This is a genomic window from Hydrotalea lipotrueae (assembly GCF_019249625.1).
Lineage (GTDB): Bacteria > Bacteroidota > Bacteroidia > Chitinophagales > Chitinophagaceae > Hydrotalea > Hydrotalea flava.
The window spans coordinates 50,882-71,076 of sequence record NZ_JAESDL010000014.1 but is presented as its reverse complement, the minus strand read 5'-3'; the positions used below and the strand labels follow the sequence as shown (position 1 = coordinate 71,076).

Here is a 20,195-nt window from a genome sequence, read left to right as displayed (position 1 = left end):
AAATTTTAAAAAATCAATGAATGTTCTAACAGAAACTCAACCTCATCTTATAAAAAATTAAAATCATTTTCAATTTATGAATGCTATTGGGCAAGGTAAAATTTTTATTACAAATAAAATTTACAGTGCCGGTATATCTTTTTGAAGTTGACCTTTCTGACTAAAATAGAGAAAGGTTTTGCGAAATGCATTTTTACGAACTTCTATCCTGTAAAGCAGTTCATTGTTTAATGAAGTTATTTTCTGTACCAATACAATTTCCCAATCGTTGAATTTGCTTTTATCAAATCCATCTTTTATGGCATCATTCAACTGGTCGTATGGCATTTTTGAAATGGTTTCTAACCATTGGCCTTTGTTATTGTATTTTACCTGCATCAACGTATCGCCATTGTTAAAATTTGCCTGAAAGTTGGTAATATTATCTTTCCAACTCAATTTGGTGGCATGTGGAAATTGTGTAGTAAAGGCTTCAGTTACCTCTGCCGGTATTTTACGAAATTGAGCCTGCACTTGAACCGAACTCAACAATACAATAACAAATAAAAAACTCATAATACGTTTCATGGATAATGTTTTAATTGAATAAAATATTGTTATCAGGATATACCTCCAATTACTATAACAATTTCGCCTTTTACAACTTGTTGCTGAAAACAATCATGCACTTGTTGTAAAGTACCTCTCACATGGGTTTCAAACATTTTAGAAATTTCTCTGCTTACTGAACATTGGCGTTCAGCGCCGAAATAGGTGATTAATTCAAGTAATGTTTTTTGCAATCGCATTGGACTTTCGTACAGTATGATGGTTCTTTCTTCCAAAGCCAACTTGGAAAGCAAAGTATGCCTTCCTTTTTTAGGTGGTAAAAAACCTTCAAATACAAACCGATTGGTTGGTAAACCACTTACCACCAATGCAGGAACAAAAGCTGTGGCTCCGGGTAAACACTCTACATGAATTTGCTGCTGCACACAGGCCCGCACCAGTAAAAAAGCCGGATCGGAAATACCTGGCGTACCCGCATCGGTAATTAATGCAAAAACTTTACCCGATAGCATTTGCGTAACCAAATGGTCTACTATTTTATGTTCATTATGCTGATGATATGGCGATACCGGTTTTTGAATGCCATAGTGCTGCAGTAAGCGGGAAGAGGTGCGCGTATCTTCACACAAAATAACATCTGCCTGTTGCAACACTTCAACGGAGCGATACGTAAAATCTTTTAAATTGCCGACGGGGGTTGGTACAAGATAGAGCCTTACGGATTGGTTGGTTCGTTGCAATTGTTGTTCAGCATCCATAGCCGGCTTATAAAAATTTTTTATTTATGCCTGAATGAATCATTTCAATTTCATAAAATTCCATTACCGGATTGGCCAATAATTTTTTACTGGCTTCCTCAGCAATACTTTTTGCAGTATTCTCAGAATCAGCTTCAATTTGCAGGGTAATATGTTTGCCCACCCTTACATCGTTTACCGCCAGTATGCCGAGATTATGCAAACCGCCTAATACGGCTTTTCCCTGTGGATCTAATAAATCTTTTAAAGGCATTACCTTAATTTGAACATGGTATATCATGATACTATCCTTTGTTTTAAAAGCAAAGATAAAACTACATAAGCGATAAAACTAACCGGCACAGCCATCCATCCTAAAAACAATGCACTCACCACTGCAACAACAACAATAATTATGAAAGGCCATATAGCAGCAAAAGAAAGTTTTTTAAATTTTAATGCCATTACAGGCATTTTTGATACCATCAAAAAACTCAATACAACTGCACAACTGTATAAAAACCATTTATTCACCATTAACTCAATCATCCAGGCAGTATTCGAAAACCAATAAATAAGCGGAAAAGAAGCAATGCAAATACCTACTGCCGGAATGGGTACGCCTTTAAAATAATGCGTTTGTGTTGTATCAATGTTAAACTTTGCTAATCTATATGCTCCGGCACAGGGTATTAAAAAAGCAGGCAATAACCAAAGAATGGAAACATCTAATCCATTGGGTTGAGCTGCGTAGGCTCTTTTTAAAAATTCAAACAATATCATGCCGGGTGCCACTCCAAAACTTACCACATCGGCTAAGGAGTCTAATTGTTTCCCCATTTCTGAACTGGCTTTCAATGCACGTGCTACCATACCATCCAAAAAATCAACCAATGCAGCCACACCAATACAAACAGAAGCCCAGTAAATTTTTTGTGGTATTTCAATAGTTTGCTGGCCGGTTTCATCTACACTTAACATTAAACCCGGTTGCAGTATTACTACAATGGCAAAACAGCCAAAAAGCAGATTCAATATTGTAAAAGCATTGGGAATTTGTTTACGCATAATGGCTGTATAAAAGCTATATAAATATTATTTTTTAATATGCATTAATTTTTCAATTTCTTCAACGGTAACAGGAATATTTTTCATTAAATCGGTATTACCGTTTTTGGTAATCCAAACATTGTTTTCAATACGAATACCCATTTTTTCTTGCTCAATATAAATACCCGGCTCAACGGTAAATACCATTCCGGCAGTAACCGGTTGGTGTTTATTGGCCAAATCGTGCACATCAATTCCTAAATGATGTGAGATGCCATGATACAGGTATTTTCGATAAGCGGGATTATTCTTATCCTCATTTTTTACATCGGCTTTGGATAGTAAGCCAATTTTTATAAACTGTTTGGTGGCTTCCGCTCCTACTTTGTTGTGATAATCTGCCAAAAGTATTCCGGGTTTTAAAATAGATTTAGCGTAATTATGAAGGTGTAAACAGGCATTATACACTTCTTTCTGACGTTTGGTAAATTTACCATTAACAGGAACTGTACGGGTTAAATCGGCACAATAGCCCCCATATTCCGCACCAAAATCCATCAATACCAAATCCCCATCTTTACATTCCTGATTATTGAAAACATAATGTAATGTTCGGGCATTATCGCCACTGGCAATGATGCTATGGTAAGCAGGGCCTTCTGCGCGGTTACTTAAAAAGCTATGATAAATTTCTGCTTCAATTTCATATTCAGTAACACCCGGTTTTATGAATTGCAATAACCTTCTAAAAGTAATTTCAGTAATGTCAATAGCTTTTTGAATTACTGCTACTTCTTCTTTTGTTTTAATACTGCGTAACTGTTTTAAAATTTTAGCAGCCCGTTTGTATTCATGTAATGGGTAGAGTGCCTTCATTTCATCAATAAACCGATATTCACTGCTGCGAATTAAGGAAGCTTTCCGATCGTTTTCATTTGAATCTAAGTAAATGGTATCTGCTGCATGAATCCAACCTTGCAATAGCGCATCAACAGTATCGGCCCACACAATAGTTTCCATTCCGGAAATTGCCCGGGCTTCTGCTTCTCTTAAACGCTTACCATCCCATTTTTCCTTCAAATCATTCGGACGTACCAAAACGAGCACTTCACGAAATTTTTTTTCAGAATTATCGGGATATAAAATAACCATTGAGTCTTCCTGCGTAATACCGCTTAACCAATACAAATCACTATTTTGTTTAAATACATGTAAGGCGTCTCCGTTAGATGGGAAAGCATCATTACTAACAAATATGGCGATACTGTTGGGTTGCATGGCCTTGATGAAGCGTTGCCGATTTTCTTCAAATAGTTTTGATGGCAAGGGTAAGTGTTTCATACAAAAAAATTTAAAGTGGAAAGATAAAGTTTTAATACCAAAAAATATTCAATCAAATAGAACGGTTACTGATTATACATCCTGCAATTCAATCAATAGTTTGTACCATCACTTACATGAATGGATGCTATAAACCGTTACACATTTTGCATACATATATTTAAAACCAAAAATATATTATGCTTTTTTTGTATTAAAAAATACATAATTGATACCTTTATGCTGAATAGTGGTTTAAAAGCCATTAAATTATACTGAAATTGTAATTCTTAACAATGAGGTATACAGGTATCCCAGTACTTTTGATTCATAATGTTAATTTTTCAAAATAATTATCGAACCTCCGATTCTTCGGGGGTTCCTCTTTTTTAGGCTTCCATTATATTTCTTTACTGGTAAATGCCAATGGCAGCAAGGCCGCTGCATTTTCAATTACAAATATTAGTCCTGTTTGTCCGCTTAAAATTAAACGCATGGTTTGCCGATACCTTGTTTGGTGTTCTACAATAGCCTGCCTGCACATACCACAGGGCGAAATAGGTTTGTTGCTACTGCCTTTGAGCGATTGATAACTAATGGCCATGGTTACCACATGCGCTTTTGGATATAATGCTGCCGCAGATGCCAGTAAACTTCTTTCTGCACAAATGCCTACAGGATAACTTACATTTTCCTGATTGGTTCCTGTTACTATTTTTCCATTGCTTAACATGGCTGCTGCTGATACAAGAAACTGTGAATAAGGTGCATAAGCCAGACTGGTATTGATTCTTGCTTTTTCTAATAAAAGTGCATCTGATTCAGAAAGTTCCTGAATGTGTTGGAATAACTGATAATTAAATTGATATTGTTGTTGCATTCCGAGATATTTTATGGTTCAAGCGGTTAAATTTATTCGATAAAAAAATCCTTGTTACTTAGGTAACAAGGACTTAAAAAAATATGAGGATAAAGATAACTATTTTATCCATTTAAAAATTCGGTTCCACCGGGGGCCATTATCCCAGCTAAACCAAATGAGTGATGCTTTTCCCACAATATTTGTTTCCGGTACAAAACCCCAGAAACGACTGTCCTGACTATTGTGGCGGTTATCTCCCATCATCCAGTAATAATTGTATTGAAAGGTATATTGCGTTTGTGGTTTACCATCGATAATAAAAGTTCCATTTTTTTCTTCAAGGCTATGATGCTCATATACATGAATCAAACGCCTGTAAATAGGAATGTTTTCGGTTGTAAGCGTAACAGTTGCACCCTTTTTAGGAATATATAATGGACCATAATTATCTACACCCCAACCACGTGATAATTGATAAGGGAATATGCTGTAGGCAGCTTCAGAAGAATCGAAAGGAATTACGAAACGCTCCACTGATAACACATCGGGTATTTTTTGTAATGCCATGGCATCGTTATGTGTTAAGGGCATATAATAGGCACCACTTTGCCGGTACATGTTTTGCAAATCATCATGTAGTTGATCTGTTTTTTCATCGTTGCGCACATCAATATTATACTGGGTTTTCAATATATCAAAATCAAGTGGTCTGCCCTTGGTTTTCACCACAAAAGTGGTTTGCGAATATTCGGGCTGAATAGCCTTTTGCCCATTTACATACAGCACACTTTCTTTTACCTGAATAGTATCGCCCGGCAAACCCACACAACGTTTAATGTAATTATCAGTTTTATCCATCGGGTGTACTAAAATGTGTTCTCCAAATTGTTGCCATACTGCATCCCTTCCTTGTCTTCTAACAAAATCATAATAAGGTTGGGCAGAACCATAACCGGGCAAATTAATAATGGTATCACCTTCAGGAAAATTGAATACTACTACATCGTTTCTTTTAATGGGCACATAACCCGGCAGGCGCATGTACTTTAATTCTATCCATTTTAAATAAGATGGGGTTGTTTCACTGAAAGGCATAATATTATGCACAAAAGGAAAAGATAAAGGCGTTTCCGGAATTCTTGGGCCATAGGCCATTTTGTTTACAAAAAGAAAATCGTGCACCATTAAGGTTTTCTCCATACTACCGGTTGGAATTACGTAGGCTTCAAATACAAAAGTTCGGATGATGGTAGCTGCCACAATAGCAAATACTGCCGCATCAATCCATTCCCGTGCAACCGATTTTTTGTATTGTTTTACTGCTTTTTCGCCAACCCAACGCACATCTTTCGAAAAACCTAAATATGGAAAATAAATAAAGGGCAGAAAAACCGCCAGCGTATGGTGTATTAAATTAAACTTATCAAAATACATGGTAAAAATAATAGTAATCCATATTGTAATGAACTGCCCGGCAATGGGAATAAGTTGTAACCAGAACCACCATTTTTTTATGTTACATTTTTCTGTAATTAACCAGGTATTGTAAAATGGGATAAATGCTTTCCAAGCTTCAATACCTGCTTTTTTAAACATACCATACATACCTACATGCCAGCCAATAATTCCAATAATAAATAATGTTATACCCATAAATATATTTTAGTTACAGTAAATCATGCATCAGTAATACATTGGTTTGTATGATGATGTGATTTGCAATATGAAGTTTACAAAGCTTAGTTTAGTTTTGTTAAACAAAATACAAACTTGCATTACATGGCCAATGCATAATTTTTTACATCATCGGCCGTAATGGTTTTACCGGATAAAATTACCAGTCGTTCAATTACATTTCGCAATTCACGAATATTGCCCGACCATTTTTTATTCTTTAATGCCAACACTGCATTTTTTTCAATTGCTTTTTTGGCTTCGCCATATTCTTCGGCAATATCTTCCAAAAATTTTTCTATTAGCAGCGGAATATCTTCAGCTCTTTCATTTAAAGAAGGTACATGTATTAATATTACGCCCAGCCGATGGTATAAATCTAACCTGAAATTTTTTGCTTCTACTTCTTCCAACAAATTTTTATTGGTAGCAGCTACCACCCGAACATCCACGTTAATTTCTTTATCACCACCTACACGGGTTATTTTACCTTCCTGTAATGCCCTTAATACCTTGGCTTGTGCCTGCAGGCTCATGTCGCCAATTTCATCTAAAAACAACGTACCACCATTGGCCTGCTCAAATTTGCCGATGCGTTGTTTGATGGCCGAAGTAAAAGAACCTTTTTCATGACCAAATAATTCGCTTTCAATCAGTTCACTTGGAATGGCAGCACAATTTACTTCAATTAATGGTGCCTTGGCTCTGTTGCTTTTTTCATGCAACCATCGGGCAACCAATTCTTTGCCACTTCCATTTTCTCCGGTAATTAATACACGAGCATCAGTAGGGGCTACTTTATCAATGGTAGCTTTAATTTTTTTGATGACATCACTTTCTCCAATAATTTCCTGAACCCGACCTATTTTTCTTTTCAATACCTTGGTTTCTTTTACCAAAGTTGTTTTATCCATTGCATTACGAATGGTAATGAGCATCCTGTTTAAGTCGGGCGGTTTGGCAATATAATCGAATGCACCTTTTTTAACAGCATCTACTGCGGTTTCAATATTACCGTGTCCGCTAATAATGATAATGGGCACTTCCGGTTTTTCTTCCAAAGCTTTCGTTAAAAATTCAATGCCATCCATTTTGGGCATTTTAATATCGCATAATACCACATCATAATTGGCTGCGATAAATTTCTTCCAACCATCTTCACCATCGATAGCTTCCTCTACCTTATATCCTTCATTGCTTAAAATATCTTTCAGAACGCTTCTAATGGCACGTTCATCATCAATTACGAGAATTTGAAACATAATTTTTGGTAAGTTTTTGCTAAGATAAGTGTTAGTTACTGTTTGCACATAACAGATACGGAATAAAGCTACCAGCTAAAATTTATTCCTGCATAATAATTCCGACTGGGTGCCGGATTATAATATCTCCCTCCAAATGCATTGATATCATTACCTAAACTATAATTTTGATTCAACAGGTTATCAATACCACAAAAAATATTGAGTTTAGCCTGTTTCCAATGGATATACCTGCCCATTTTTAATTGTAAGTTTTGATAGGCATTTGCGTAGTTTGTATTGCCATCATTTAAAGGAATAGCAGCAGTAGCATTGAGCAGCAAATGCAGATAATATTTATTTTTTGTGGCCATATCAATGCCCGCATTGGTAATATGTTTGGGAACACCTGTTACCGCATTGCCGGTATAATTGTTATTGCCCTGTTTATAATCTGAAAAATAATAAGGCTGATAGCTAAAACTGCCCCATATATTGAACTGACTGATAAAAGCTGAAGCCTTTTGCCATAAACGATATTTGCCCGTTACTTCAATACCTTTTTCGAGCGCACCGCCGGAGTTTACAAAATACTGTGCCCCCTGAGCATTTACCCGCATTACAATGGCATTTTGTAATTGAAAATGATAAGCTGCTACATCAAATTGTAAACTATTGTTCCACGCACTGCCTTTAATACCGGATTCAATATTCCAGCCATATTCTGCTTTTAGTTTACTGTGAAAAATTCTATCCTGTGGGAAAAATTCTGCCAGTGTTGGGGGAGAAAATCCTTTGGCTGCAATGGCATACCACGAAACAGATGACGTTAATTGATAACCCAATGAAAAACGAGGCGTGAATACCTGTTGATTTTGGGTACTTAAATCATGTAACATGGTGCTGTCAGTAAGACGTCGATACTGCAATTGCTGATTATTGAAACTTACGCCTGCATTGAGTGTAATTTTTTTCCAGCTAAGCTGTAATTGAGAAAAAACATACCATTGACTGGCAAACAAATTATCTTTAAACTGTACATTGCCTTGTACCCCTCCATTGTTTACATAATCATCTATTCTGGAATGATTGTATAACCATTCTCCCCCGTTTACCCATTGTAAAGCAGCATTTCCAATTTTGTGTTGATAAATGAGTTTAGACGATATGCCGGTATTGGTTTCATCACGGTTTTCGTATTTGGTTAAAAAGGGATTGGTAATAACATTATCGTTCACCAAAACTACTGATACTGCCGAAAGAGATGAATTAATTTGTATAGAATGATGTATTCCTGCAAAAGCAGTTTTATCGAAAATAGCTGATTTTTGTTCTACCGCACCCGGCGTTGTTCCTGTTGCAGGTCTTGCCGCAGTGGGATTTTTTAACATTTCTGCCAATGTTAGTCCGCCCGGTGTTTGATAATACATATTGGTATAAAATGCCAGCACATCAAATATTTGTGAACCGGTTTGCCATTTGGCTATCCAATTATATGTATCTCTTCTAACGGCCGACTGTTGACGATAGCTATTGGATTGCAAATGGCTTTGTTGTAACAAAGAAGTAAACCGTTTATTTTGATAAGTGTATCCTGCATTTTGTACAAATAATCCATATGAACCACCGGTAATACCCACATTAAAATGGCTTTGATTTTTTGATGTGAAAGAGGGTACTGAATTGAGCAGCAAAACACCCCCGGTACCTGCACCATATACGCTGGAAGAAGGCCCTTTGATGACTTCTGCATTGTTGATCTGGCGCACATCTACCAGATTTAAATAGGTATTGCCACCACCATCGGTTAATGGAATATCATTCCAATATACTTTCACATTCCGAACACCAAAAGGTGAGCGAAGGGTACTTCCCCTAATAGAAAGACGATAACTGCCTGGAGAACGTTCCTCCATTCTAACACCTGCAACAGCATTAAGCACCGGTAATAAACTGGTGGGGGCACTTCGTTGAATATCGGCCTGACTGATGAGTGCCACAGCAACAGGCGCATCTTTCCATTTTTTATTCAGCATAAAGGCATGCACCGTTACATCTTGTAGTGTATCATTTCCAAAGGTAGGCAATGCTTCGTTTTGTGCAGTTGCTTTTTGTACAATTACGAGCACTATAAAATAGAAATATTTTTTCATGCAAATTAAACCAATATGCTTTTTAATTGATTAGCAACCTAAAGTTAACCCACAGCATTATACCTAACCCAATACGTAATATGATTGATATCAAAAAAAATCCCGAAAGGTGAGTTTCGGGATTAAATAGTATAACCATTAACACAATTATTTCTTTATTTTTTCATATACATCACTTCTTTAGCCAGTTTTACAGTTCTTTCCACATCGGGAATAGCTAAAGCTGCTAAATTAGGTGCATAGTGCATGGGTGCATCGGCACTGGTAATGCGGCGAATGGGTGCATCTAAATAATCAAATCCTTCTTTTTGTATACGATACGTAATTTCAGAACTTACTGATGCAAAGGGCCATTGTTCTTCTACAATCAATAACCGATTGGTTTTTTTAACACTTTCTAAAATAGTATGCCAGTCTAAGGGGCGTATGGTTCTTAAATCAATCACTTCAGCGTTTATCCCTTCTTTTTCCAATTCTGCGGCTGCGCCCAATGCAACTTTCATCATTTTGTTGAAAGAAACAATGGTAATATCGCTTCCTGCTTTTTTTATGTCTGCCTTTCCTAATGGAATATAATATTCTTCATCAGGCACTTCAGATTTATCTCCATACATTACTTCACTTTCCATAAACATAACCGGATCTTCTTCGTAACGAATGGCTTGTTTCAGTAACCCTTTAGCATCATAGCCATTTGAGGGAGATACCACTTTAATACCCGGTATATTGGCATATAAACTTTCAAAAGCGGTGGAGTGTTGCGCTCCTAATTGTCCGGCACTGCCATTAGGCCCTCTGAAAACGATGGGGCAGGCAATTTGTCCACCACTCATAGCCAGCATTTTAGAAGCAGTATTTAAAATTTGGTCTAATGGTAACACTGCAAAATTCCAAGTCATGAATTCAACAATCGGCCTTAAACCGTTCTGTGCAGCACCAACTGCTACACCGGCAAAACCTAATTCGGAAATCGGCGTATCAATGACACGCTTAGCGCCAAATTCAGCCAGCATACCCTGACTAACTTTATAAGCACCATTGTATTCAGCAACTTCTTCACCCATTAAAAAAACCCTTTCATCTCTTCTCATTTCTTCCTGCATGGCCTCTCTGAGTGCCTCTCTAAAAGCAATTGATCGCATAATTTATATCGATTAGTAAATTGAGCAGCAAAAATAGAAGATTATCATGTATAAAACCAAAAACAGCGGTTCTGTAATAAAAAAAGCTCTTCGGAAGCAACCGAAGAGCTTTAAAAACAGGGTTGTAATTTTTAAAACACATTATACCCATAACTTACATAATACAAACCACCAATCTGTGCATTACCAAAGCCATTGGTATAGTAATGGTTTAATAAATTGGTACCACCAATTTTAATCATTGACTTGGTAGCAGGCAATTTAAAGGTAATTACGCCATCAATGGTTGCAAAAGAAGGTACATTACCGGTTCCAAAAGTTCCTTCATAATAAAAACTATCCTGATAACGATACATTAAACTAAAGCCCAAACGATTATCTAATAAAAATCCTGAATTACTGAAACCGATATTGGTTCTGATTTTAGGCGTATTGAAATAAGAAACAAAACCTGAAGGCAGACTGCCTATTTGGTCAGAGTATACATTGGCATTCAATGCAAAATTTCTGGGTAATAAATATTGAACAGAGGCACCCCATCCGTTGGTATTTACATTACCCGGTGTATTTACTGAAATGCTGTAAATGGTTCTTGTAGCAGCCGCATTGCCGGATGAACCATTTGGATTTAAGCCCAACAAGCCCAAGGGCGAACCATTTTGCGATTGAACAACAGTAACGCCACCCAAAAAGTCTTTATAATTTGCCCAGTAAGCATATACATCAATCAACAATTTTTGGGCAATCAGACCTTTATAACCCACTTCGAATGAGTTGGAAGACTCAGGTTTAAATTTGCCGAAGTTTTGCACTTGCAACAAACCGGGATTAGGACTGCCATTGAGTACCGATGCTCCAAATGCCTGCACACTGGCCAAAGTGTAAGAAGGATTATTATTAAAATTGTAGTAATTACGTAATTGTGGCAAGCCGCCCATTAAACGAATTCCGCCACTCACCAATAAGTTAATCCATTGATTTTGTGTAGAAGGGAAACGATAGGCGGTTTGATAAGAAAAACGCAGGTTATGGTTTTTAGCTAATTTTACCACTGCTGAAAAACGAGGGGTAAACTTTCCATCAAAATTTGAATTTTTATCGTACCTGCCGGAAGCGGTTAATTTTAAAACATCATTAAATAATTGCTGCGAAAGTTGAGCATAGGCTCCCACTTCATTTATATAAATTTTACCTGCAGTATCTGCAAACAAAGTTCCCTGTGAGTTTAATGCATATTGTTTCCAATTGCCGCCTATCAATAAATCGGTTTTAGTTTTTTCTAACCCCAATGCAGGGGATAAATTGTATTGACCTTCTATCATATACAATGCAGTTTTATCTACGAAAAGTGCACCACCTTTAGAAATAGGGGTTTGTACAATTTTTTGAAACAAGGGGTTATTATAAATAGCGCCGTTCGGCCTTCCTGAAGCAGCGTCGGTAGCAGAACGGGCATACACTTCAGCAGCAGCATCGCTTAAACCAGCGCCACCTAATGAAGCAGGTAAACGCGATTTAATATAATTCTGCGTATACTGGGAAAACCAGCCGGTGGCACCACCGCTGGGTAATAAAGCCTCATTAAACAAACGGGCAGCAATGGTTGAATTGTAAGAATCACCGGCATTTTCCTGCGTAGTATAAGCTCTTAAAAACCAGTTTTTGTTTTTCAATTCAATTTTATACTGACCCATTTTTAAATTTTTCAGTGCATAACGGTCAGAACCCGTATACACAGTACTACCTGTGCCCCAGTTGCCATCAAAAATTAAATCAGTTCGGCTACTGATTTTATAAACCGCTTCACCTGAAATTTTAAAGTTGTAGGTAGTAGGTGCAATCACATATTTTTCATCAAATCCGGTTCTGGATATATTCTGATTGGCCGGAATAGTTGAAACAATACCATTAATGATTGAACTGGGAACACCCTGAGCAATAAATCCCTGCCCTACCTGTTGCGCCAGCGAATTAAAAGTAATACCGCCAGCACTTACTAAGTTTGTTTCATCACCATATACATTTACACCATCATAAGCAGGGTCAGAATCTCTGGTACCCGGTATTACTTGCCCATTGGGCGTTCCGGTAGTACGAGAATAATCTCTTTTATCATTGGCCAGCCAGTCTTGTGCTTGTACATATTGTGAAGCTATTTTAAAAGCAAACTTGTCTGATACTTTTTTGGCCCAACGTACACTCCAGTCATAAAATGGAGCAGCATTGCGTTGGTAATTATCTACATGGTTTACACCCTGTTTAATTTGAAAACTTAATCCTTGATATTTGAATGGATCTTTACTATTAATTAAAACAGTTCCATTCATACCACCAGGGCCATACAATGCAGAAGAAGCACCTGGCAACAGTTCTATACTTTCTACATCTAATTCAGTTAATCCAATTACACCACCTACCGGAAAATTTAAGCCAGGGGCCTGGTTATCCATACCATCCACAATTTGATTCAATCTTAAATTTCCATTAACATTGAATCCACGGGTACCTACCGATTTAAATGTTAAACTGGAAGCTACCACATCTACCCCATTTAAAGTTCCGATAATATCATAATAGTTAGAAGAAGGAGCAGAACGAATGGTAGCAGCACTTACCCTTTCAATAGTTACCGGCGATTCAATAATTTTTTCAGGAACACGAGAGGCAGCTACTACCACTTCATCACCTAAAATATAGTGTGGCTGAAGGCTCACTTCAATAGGTGTTCCGTTAAATGTTACTTCTTTATTAGAGAAACCAACAGAAGAGATAACCAATGTAAATGGCGGTTTTTGTGCGGTAGTAAATTTAAAATAACCTTTTTCATCGGTATAGGCACCAGTTGAACCTCCCTTAATAGTTACTGAAACAGATGATACAGTTTCATTGTTACTTGCATTTTTAATAACGCCACTAACAGTGGTAGCTTCTTGTGCATGGGCTGTTACATAAAACAATGAAACAGTAATGCAAAAAGAAACCATTAACATTAATTTTCTCATACGGCAGTTTTTGTTTAACAGCAATTTAGAAAATAGTTGGCTGAATAAAAAAAATATTAAAAAATACTTGAAAAATACTTTTATGTAATCGTTCAAAAAAATTATCCGAAAGAAAAAAAACGAAAAAAGCGCCTGTATATTATTTTGCAAGAGTATTTTTGATGCATGGCAATGTATCAATTTCCCCAACAAACCAATTTTTACAAGGGTAAAGTAAGAGATGTATATAGTATTGGCCAAAATATACTGGTAATGGTGGCCAGTAACCGAATTTCGGCTTTTGATGTAATACTACCCAAGCCCATTCCATTTAAAGGGCAGGTACTGAATCAGATTGCTGCTTATATGTTGCAGGCTACCCAAGATATTTGCAAAAACTGGTTGTTAAGTGTACCTGCGCCTAATGTAAGTATTGGAAAAAAATGCGAACCGTTTAAAATAGAAATGGTGATAAGGGGTAATTTAACCGGACATGCCTGGCGTACCTATCAATCGGGCAAAAGAACATTATGCGGTGTGGCATTACCCGAGGGGATGCAGGAAAATGATTTTTTTCCGTCACCCATTATAACACCCTCTACCAAAGCTGCAGAAGGGCATGATGAAGATATTACAAAAGAAGCCATAATTGCAGGCGGACTGGCCAGTGAAAAAGATTGGGCACAATTAGAAACATGCGCATTAGCGCTTTTTGAAAGGGGAAAACAACTGGCTGCACAACGGGGGCTGATTTTAGTAGATACCAAATATGAGTTTGGGAAAATTGGAGATGAAATTTATTTAATGGATGAAATTCATACACCAGATAGTTCAAGATATTTTTATGCAGAAGGATTTGAGGAGCGCCAGCAAAAAGGCGAAAAACAAAAACAATTGAGTAAAGAATTTGTAAGAGAATGGTTAATTGCCCATCATTTCATGGGAAAAGCAGGAGAAGTTGTTCCGGAAATGACGGATGAATGGATTCAAACCATATCGAACCGATATATTGAATTATACGAAAAACTGATTGGAGAAAAATTTGTTCCACAATCTCTTTCTGATGAAATTACTTTTGAAAAAACAATGGAAGCATTAAAAATATTAGGCGTTTATCACTAAACGCCATTTATTTCATTCAATCTGGGCCTTAAACGGGCTTTAGATTTGTGGAATATATTTTGACCTTTATCTATTCCCTTTCTAATTTGCTTTTGCCTTTCAACAGGTAAATGAATGGTTTCTGCGCAGGCCTCACTGCAACAACCATTGTATTTTGTGGCACATTCATCGCACTGTATAAACAAAAGGTGGCAACCATCATTTTTACAGTTGGTATGGGTATCGCAGGGGTTTCCGCATTGGTGGCAATGCGCAATTACATCGGGTGTAATTCTTTCACCCAGCCTGTTATCGAACACAAAGTTTTTACCTTTAAAATAACTTTCTAACCCCAATTGTTGGGTCTGGCGGGCATAATTAATAATTCCACCTTCCAAATGATATACATTTTTAAAGCCCTTATGCAACATATATGCACTGGCTTTTTCACAACGAATACCACCTGTACAATACATGATGATGTTTTTGTCTTCATTACCTTTCATCATTTCCACTGCCATGGGCAATTGTTCGCGAAAAGTATCTGAAGGCACTTCTAATGCTTTTACAAAATGGCCCACTTCATATTCGTAATGGTTACGCATATCAATTACAATGGTATTGGGGTCAGCCAGTAACCGGTTCATGGTAATGGCGTCTACATACTTCCCTTTTTGATACATATTAAAATCGGGATCATTAATACCGTCTGCTACTATTTTTTCACGCACCTTAACTTTTAATACCCAAAAACTTTTCCCATCATCATCCACGGCAATATTAATTCGTAAGCCATTTAAAGGTTCAATACTATATAAAAATGTTTTGAATGCTTCAAAATTAGATTCGGGCACACTGGCTTGTGCATTAATACCTTCTTTGGCAATATAAATTCTGCCAAACACTTTCAGCGCATGCAAATGCTTATACAGGTAATCTCGAAAAGCCAGTGGATTGGATACTTCAAAATACTGATAGAAACTTACAGTAATGCGGGGTTCTTTTTCTTCCATGAGGCGCTTTTTCAACTCCTCATTATTAATACGATTGTGTAACAATGCCATAAAGAAATTACATTTCAGACTTTTTACGCAAAGGCAAAAGTTCCATGATTAAATATGGACCCACTTGCAGGGTGGGCAAAATATCGGTGCGAAAATACTTATTTTATGATTGTAACAAAAAAGGCCTTTCTTTTTAAACCAATCAATTTGACCTTTTTCTGATTAAACTGCCGGTTAATGCAGCCATTCCAGCTACCAATCCGCCTATGAATGCAGTTAGCAATATAATTGCCATGGAAGAACCTTCCAATGGTAATATCTGGGCTACTTTTTGCGAAAGAATATGGTGATTGGCATTGTCCATCAATAATGCCATGATTCCCCACAATAAAAATAAAGCAATAAATCCCGACAAAAATGCTTTATATGGTTTTTGATGTATGGCCAATGCAACTGCCAATGCACAGATAGCAAAACTATACCAGGGGAATGCTGCATATAACCCAAATGAGTAACTTAAAAAAGCAGTGATGATAACAGATATTACAAACTTCATATTTTTAATTTTATAAATGTTTTTTTTAGCAATTGAATAATGCAAAGTTTTCCTCCAACAGATGTTTTATCCATTTTTCACTTCCAAATGCCATTTCATATCAGAACTTGTTGCAGCCATACTTTTCGTTAAAAACAATAGCGGATAATATTTACCGGCTGCCCATGTATCAATAAAATTATCATAATATTTACTGCCCGGATTACCACTTTGCCCGCCAGGATAAACTCCATAAGCTTCTGTTTTATCCGTTAATTGTACAATCATTCGCCAACTGGGCCCATGATTGGATGTGGTGGCATTAATAATGTTTGTTCCACCTCCTATTGGCACATGCAACCTGCTCAGTGCAGGAATTTTTAATAAATGACCAATGTAGGTGTCCTTATATTTTCCCCAGTTTAACTTACCCATTTTTTCTAAATTTTCTAATGCTGCACAGGCCTGTTTACATGCATTTTGTACAATGGTGCGCATATTTTCTTTCACATCTTTTGTTCTAATATCATCAGCAAACAGGTAATTCGTGTCTTTAATCATTGCCTCCACTAAGGTTGCTTGCTCCGGCCACATGTACGGCAAGCCGGTACTGTTCAATTCATCAGCATAAATATCTACAAAAACACTATCCCAAAAACATTCAAAAATAGTAGGAGCTGTTGCATTATAATCACTCACCAAATTCCATTCTTTCAATTTATCCATATAACGCATTTCTGTTGGGCTTAATGCGGTTTCATCTAAATATTTAAACAATGCGGGTCTGGCCATTTCGGCAAATACATTGTAATTATTGGTTTGCATTTTCATCATATCTTCGGGTGTAATATTATTATTCATACCTGCTAAAAGCCGATTGATGATGAGCCCTCTGTAAATAGGGAAATTTCCAGATCTGCCTAAATAATATGGATAAGTTGTATCTACAACCATTTGATTGGCGCTGCTTACAAAACCACGTGCCGGGTTATACATCAGCGGGTTTTCTTTATTGGGTATAATTCCCTGCCACATATAAGCGCTATCTGTACCCGGCATCACAAACTCGCCCTGGTGTTTCCACTTGGCTACAAAAGCTCCCTGCTGCTTAATGGCAATATCTCCATTTTTACAGGCAAATACAAAATTTTGCCCTGGACATTCAAAATAATTAACGGCATTGCTGTAATCGGTATAGTTTTTAGCTCTGTTTAAATAATAAAAAGTAGCCAATTCATTACTACCATCATGCGCTTTCCAACGTACGGCATAGTAACGGCCATCTTTATTTTTACTCTGATAATTTTTATCATACATTACCGGTCCAAATACAGTCATGGCTAATGTTTCCACATCATCGGGACCATCTTTTACTTTAATCACCTCTTTCCGTATCTCAGCTTTTTCCCATGCGTTATTGAACCAATACTCTTGCATGGTGCTGTCTTTAAACTGCATTTCATAAAAATCTTTCACATCTCTGCCTGCATTGGTTACCCCCCAGGCACAACTGTCATTAAACCCTATAATTACACAAGGTGCACCAGGAAATGTTGCACCATACGTATTTTGTGTTGGGGTGCTAATTTGCACTTCATACCAAAGAGAAGGAAGATTTAAACCCAAATGTGGGTCGTTACACAAAATAGGCCTTCCGCTTTTTGTTTTACTGCCACTAACTGCCCAGTTATTGCTGCCATTATTTTTATTGGGCATAACAGGTGGAATGGCTGTGGAGGTGCCCCCGGAAATTCCGTAGTATACAGAATCTACATTCACAGGTATTTTGGGTACAATAGAAGGTTTTTCAAAAGTGGTACCAATAGGTAAAATAGGATCTAATGAATCGGCCCTGTCGGGAAATAATTTTTGAAACATAATGTATCCTAACAGGTTTTTGGTATTGGTCATTAATAAATCATCGTCGCCCTGCCCGGTTAAATCATACGACATAAATTTTAAAAACAATGCCGAACGCAAATTGGTCCAGGGTTCAGGTGTAGCATTTAACAATTTAAATTCTAAAGGAATTTGATTGGGTTTTAAATGAGCTATATAGGCATTTACACCTGCTGTATAAGCATCCATGGCTGATTTTACTGCCGGGTCTGCTTCCATAACTTTTAACGAATTTTCGGCAGCATATACCATTCCTAATCTCCTGAAATATTTATCAATTGCCAGCCCGTCTTTTCCAATTAATTCGCTTAATCTTCCTCCGGCCACGTTGGTCTCAAATTCCATTTGAAACAAACGAAACTTCGCATGCAAATAGCCTTGCAAAAAATATGCATCTGCATCATTGCCGGCATAAATATGAGGTACTAAACGATTGTCAAAATAAACATCTGCTTTGCCTTTTAATCCACTTAAAACAATTTCTCCACCAAAATCAGTATTATCAGGTTCTGCATTTTGCCAAAATCCTTGTTGAGGAGATAAAAAATAACCTAGTCTTGGTGTTTTTGAATTACCAACCGGCAACTGAATATTGAGTACTACAATTAAAGCAATGGTGAGCAGTGCAGCTAAGCCCGTGTAAACATATTTCATAGACAAGTTTTATAAAAGTTCAGGGTATTGGCAGTGTTCAAACCTATTGTTTTCAGCAATACTTGTACAACAAAAAAATCATTGAAAACAATTTCAGGTTTTATTCAGCATTGAAAATAATAATTTTTTGCATACATTCATTTTTTTTATTTCAATAATTGTTGATTTTATGTGGAAGCGAGCAGGTATAATAAATTTTGCAGTTCGTTTTTGGTATTGAAAGCATGCAAAATAATGCGCAGCCTTTCTGCATTTTTGGGCACTGTTGGATAAAGAATAGGCCGTACTGCAAACCCATTATTTTGTAAGGTTGTAGCTATCTGAATTACATTTTCATTGCCAGGTATTATCAAACCCTGAATAGGTGTATCTGAAATCAACTTTTGAAATGGAAGTTTTGCCTGTTGAAACTGTTGAATATGCTGCTGTAATACCTGCCGTTCAGTGTGCATTTCAGGAAATATTTGATAGGACTTGATTACTGCTTTAATGGCCAATGGCGGAAGTGCTGTTGTGTAAATAAAGGGTCTGGAAAAATTAACTAAATATGCTTTCAATCGTTCAGAACCCAATACTGCTGCACCCTGACAGCCCACCGCTTTTCCAAAAGTATGGATACGGGCAAAAATAGCTTCCTGTAATTGATCGTGTTGGGTAAGTCCTGCTCCATTTTTCCCAATTATTCCTGTGGCATGTGCTTCATCTACAATAAGGTGTGCACCATATTTTTGGGCAAGTAAAACCAAATCAGGCAACGGACACCTGTCTCCATCCATACTAAAAACCGTTTCGGTTACAATAAAAATATGACCCTTTGCCAGTTTTAACTTTTCTTCCAAATGCATAAGATCATTATGCCGGAATGAAAAACTTTGTGCAAAAGATAAACGAAGGCCTTCCCGTATAGAGGCGTGTGATAAAGCATCGTATAAAATGGTATCGCCTTTTTGAGGTATGGCAGAAAGCAAACCTACATTGGCGTCATAACCCGAATTGAAAATGAGCGCAGCAGGTGTTTGGTGAAATGTTGCTATGGTGCTTTCTGCCGCTTCAATCAATGCATAATTGCCCGACAATAATCTGGAACCTGTTGCACCTGCGGCATAAATATGCACATCTTCGGATGTAAGCAGCCGTTGTTGGGCTATTCCCAAATAATCGTTTGAAAAAAAATCTATTTTATTGTCCGATGTTTGTAAAGAGCGATAGCTTCTTTGCAATTTTCGGTCGTTCAATTTATCGTCAAGAAATTCATCGTGGTACATGTTTCAAAACTACATAAATACAATTGTA

At 37.0% G+C, this 20,195-nt stretch carries 16 protein-coding genes; 1 reads left to right on the top strand and 15 read right to left on the bottom strand.

Features of this window, described 5'->3' with window-relative positions:
* Nucleotides 1-120: 120 nt before the first annotated feature.
* From JK139_RS09655 to JK139_RS09605, 11 genes are all read right to left on the bottom strand, one after another.
* Nucleotides 121-567 carry a PepSY-like domain-containing protein gene (locus JK139_RS09655; protein ID WP_074421082.1) on the bottom strand — a complete coding sequence of 149 codons (447 nt, stop codon included), beginning with the start codon at nucleotides 565-567 and terminating at the stop codon, nucleotides 121-123.
* Nucleotides 568-599: 32 nt separating this feature from the next.
* On the bottom strand, nucleotides 600-1,307 hold the full coding sequence (gene rsmI / locus JK139_RS09650; protein WP_074420569.1) for a 16S rRNA (cytidine(1402)-2'-O)-methyltransferase: 708 nt from the start codon (nucleotides 1,305-1,307) through the stop codon (nucleotides 600-602).
* Nucleotides 1,308-1,314: 7 nt separating this feature from the next.
* The gene (gene purS, locus JK139_RS09645; protein ID WP_074420570.1) at nucleotides 1,315-1,587 is read right to left on the bottom strand and encodes a phosphoribosylformylglycinamidine synthase subunit PurS; all 273 of its coding nucleotides are present in this window, start codon (nucleotides 1,585-1,587) and stop codon (nucleotides 1,315-1,317) included.
* The gene (locus JK139_RS09640; RefSeq protein ID WP_074421081.1) at nucleotides 1,584-2,354 is read right to left on the bottom strand and encodes a CDP-alcohol phosphatidyltransferase family protein; all 771 of its coding nucleotides are present in this window, start codon (nucleotides 2,352-2,354) and stop codon (nucleotides 1,584-1,586) included. The genes purS and JK139_RS09640 overlap by 4 nt, the downstream gene beginning before the upstream one ends.
* Before the next feature lie 27 nt (nucleotides 2,355-2,381).
* On the bottom strand, nucleotides 2,382-3,677 hold the full coding sequence (locus tag JK139_RS09635) for an aminopeptidase P family protein (RefSeq protein WP_218331180.1): 1,296 nt from the start codon (nucleotides 3,675-3,677) through the stop codon (nucleotides 2,382-2,384).
* A 379-nt stretch (nucleotides 3,678-4,056) separates the two neighbouring features.
* Nucleotides 4,057-4,536 (bottom strand): cytidine deaminase, encoded by a 480-nt coding sequence (locus JK139_RS09630; RefSeq protein WP_218331179.1) that lies wholly within the window; start codon nucleotides 4,534-4,536, stop codon nucleotides 4,057-4,059.
* A 99-nt stretch (nucleotides 4,537-4,635) separates the two neighbouring features.
* On the bottom strand, nucleotides 4,636-6,171 hold the full coding sequence (gene lepB, locus JK139_RS09625; protein ID WP_218331178.1) for a signal peptidase I: 1,536 nt from the start codon (nucleotides 6,169-6,171) through the stop codon (nucleotides 4,636-4,638).
* Nucleotides 6,172-6,293: 122 nt separating this feature from the next.
* Nucleotides 6,294-7,454, bottom strand: a complete 1,161-nt coding sequence (locus tag JK139_RS09620; protein WP_218331177.1) for a sigma-54-dependent transcriptional regulator — start codon at nucleotides 7,452-7,454, stop codon at nucleotides 6,294-6,296.
* 68 nt (nucleotides 7,455-7,522) lie between these two features.
* Nucleotides 7,523-9,586 (bottom strand): TonB-dependent receptor, encoded by a 2,064-nt coding sequence (locus tag JK139_RS09615; protein WP_218331176.1) that lies wholly within the window; start codon nucleotides 9,584-9,586, stop codon nucleotides 7,523-7,525.
* A 155-nt stretch (nucleotides 9,587-9,741) separates the two neighbouring features.
* A complete protein-coding gene (locus tag JK139_RS09610) occupies nucleotides 9,742-10,728 on the bottom strand; it encodes a pyruvate dehydrogenase complex E1 component subunit beta (protein WP_068246497.1) in 987 nt (328 codons plus the stop codon).
* A 131-nt stretch (nucleotides 10,729-10,859) separates the two neighbouring features.
* Nucleotides 10,860-13,730 carry a TonB-dependent receptor gene (locus JK139_RS09605; RefSeq protein ID WP_218331175.1) on the bottom strand — a complete coding sequence of 957 codons (2,871 nt, stop codon included), beginning with the start codon at nucleotides 13,728-13,730 and terminating at the stop codon, nucleotides 10,860-10,862.
* Nucleotides 13,731-13,895: 165 nt separating this feature from the next.
* Here JK139_RS09605 and JK139_RS09600 point away from each other — a divergent pair, with 165 nt between their 5' ends.
* The gene (locus tag JK139_RS09600; RefSeq protein ID WP_218331174.1) at nucleotides 13,896-14,831 is read left to right on the top strand and encodes a phosphoribosylaminoimidazolesuccinocarboxamide synthase; all 936 of its coding nucleotides are present in this window, start codon (nucleotides 13,896-13,898) and stop codon (nucleotides 14,829-14,831) included.
* On the opposite strand, the gene trhO is transcribed toward JK139_RS09600, so the two are convergent.
* The 4 genes from trhO to JK139_RS09580 all read right to left on the bottom strand — a co-directional run bounded on the left by trhO (nucleotide 14,828) and on the right by JK139_RS09580 (nucleotide 20,167).
* Complete coding sequence (gene trhO, locus JK139_RS09595) at nucleotides 14,828-15,874, bottom strand: oxygen-dependent tRNA uridine(34) hydroxylase TrhO (protein ID WP_218331173.1); 1,047 nt, start codon at nucleotides 15,872-15,874, stop codon at nucleotides 14,828-14,830. The two genes, JK139_RS09600 and trhO, sit on opposite strands and share 4 nt — an antisense overlap.
* Before the next feature lie 142 nt (nucleotides 15,875-16,016).
* A complete protein-coding gene (locus tag JK139_RS09590; protein WP_068247083.1) occupies nucleotides 16,017-16,370 on the bottom strand; it encodes a hypothetical protein in 354 nt (117 codons plus the stop codon).
* Between the two features lie 66 nt (nucleotides 16,371-16,436).
* A complete protein-coding gene (locus JK139_RS09585; protein WP_218331172.1) occupies nucleotides 16,437-18,902 on the bottom strand; it encodes a penicillin acylase family protein in 2,466 nt (821 codons plus the stop codon).
* 167 nt (nucleotides 18,903-19,069) lie between these two features.
* Complete coding sequence (locus JK139_RS09580) at nucleotides 19,070-20,167, bottom strand: aminotransferase class I/II-fold pyridoxal phosphate-dependent enzyme (protein WP_218331171.1); 1,098 nt, start codon at nucleotides 20,165-20,167, stop codon at nucleotides 19,070-19,072.
* Between the last annotated feature and the right edge of the window lie 28 nt (nucleotides 20,168-20,195).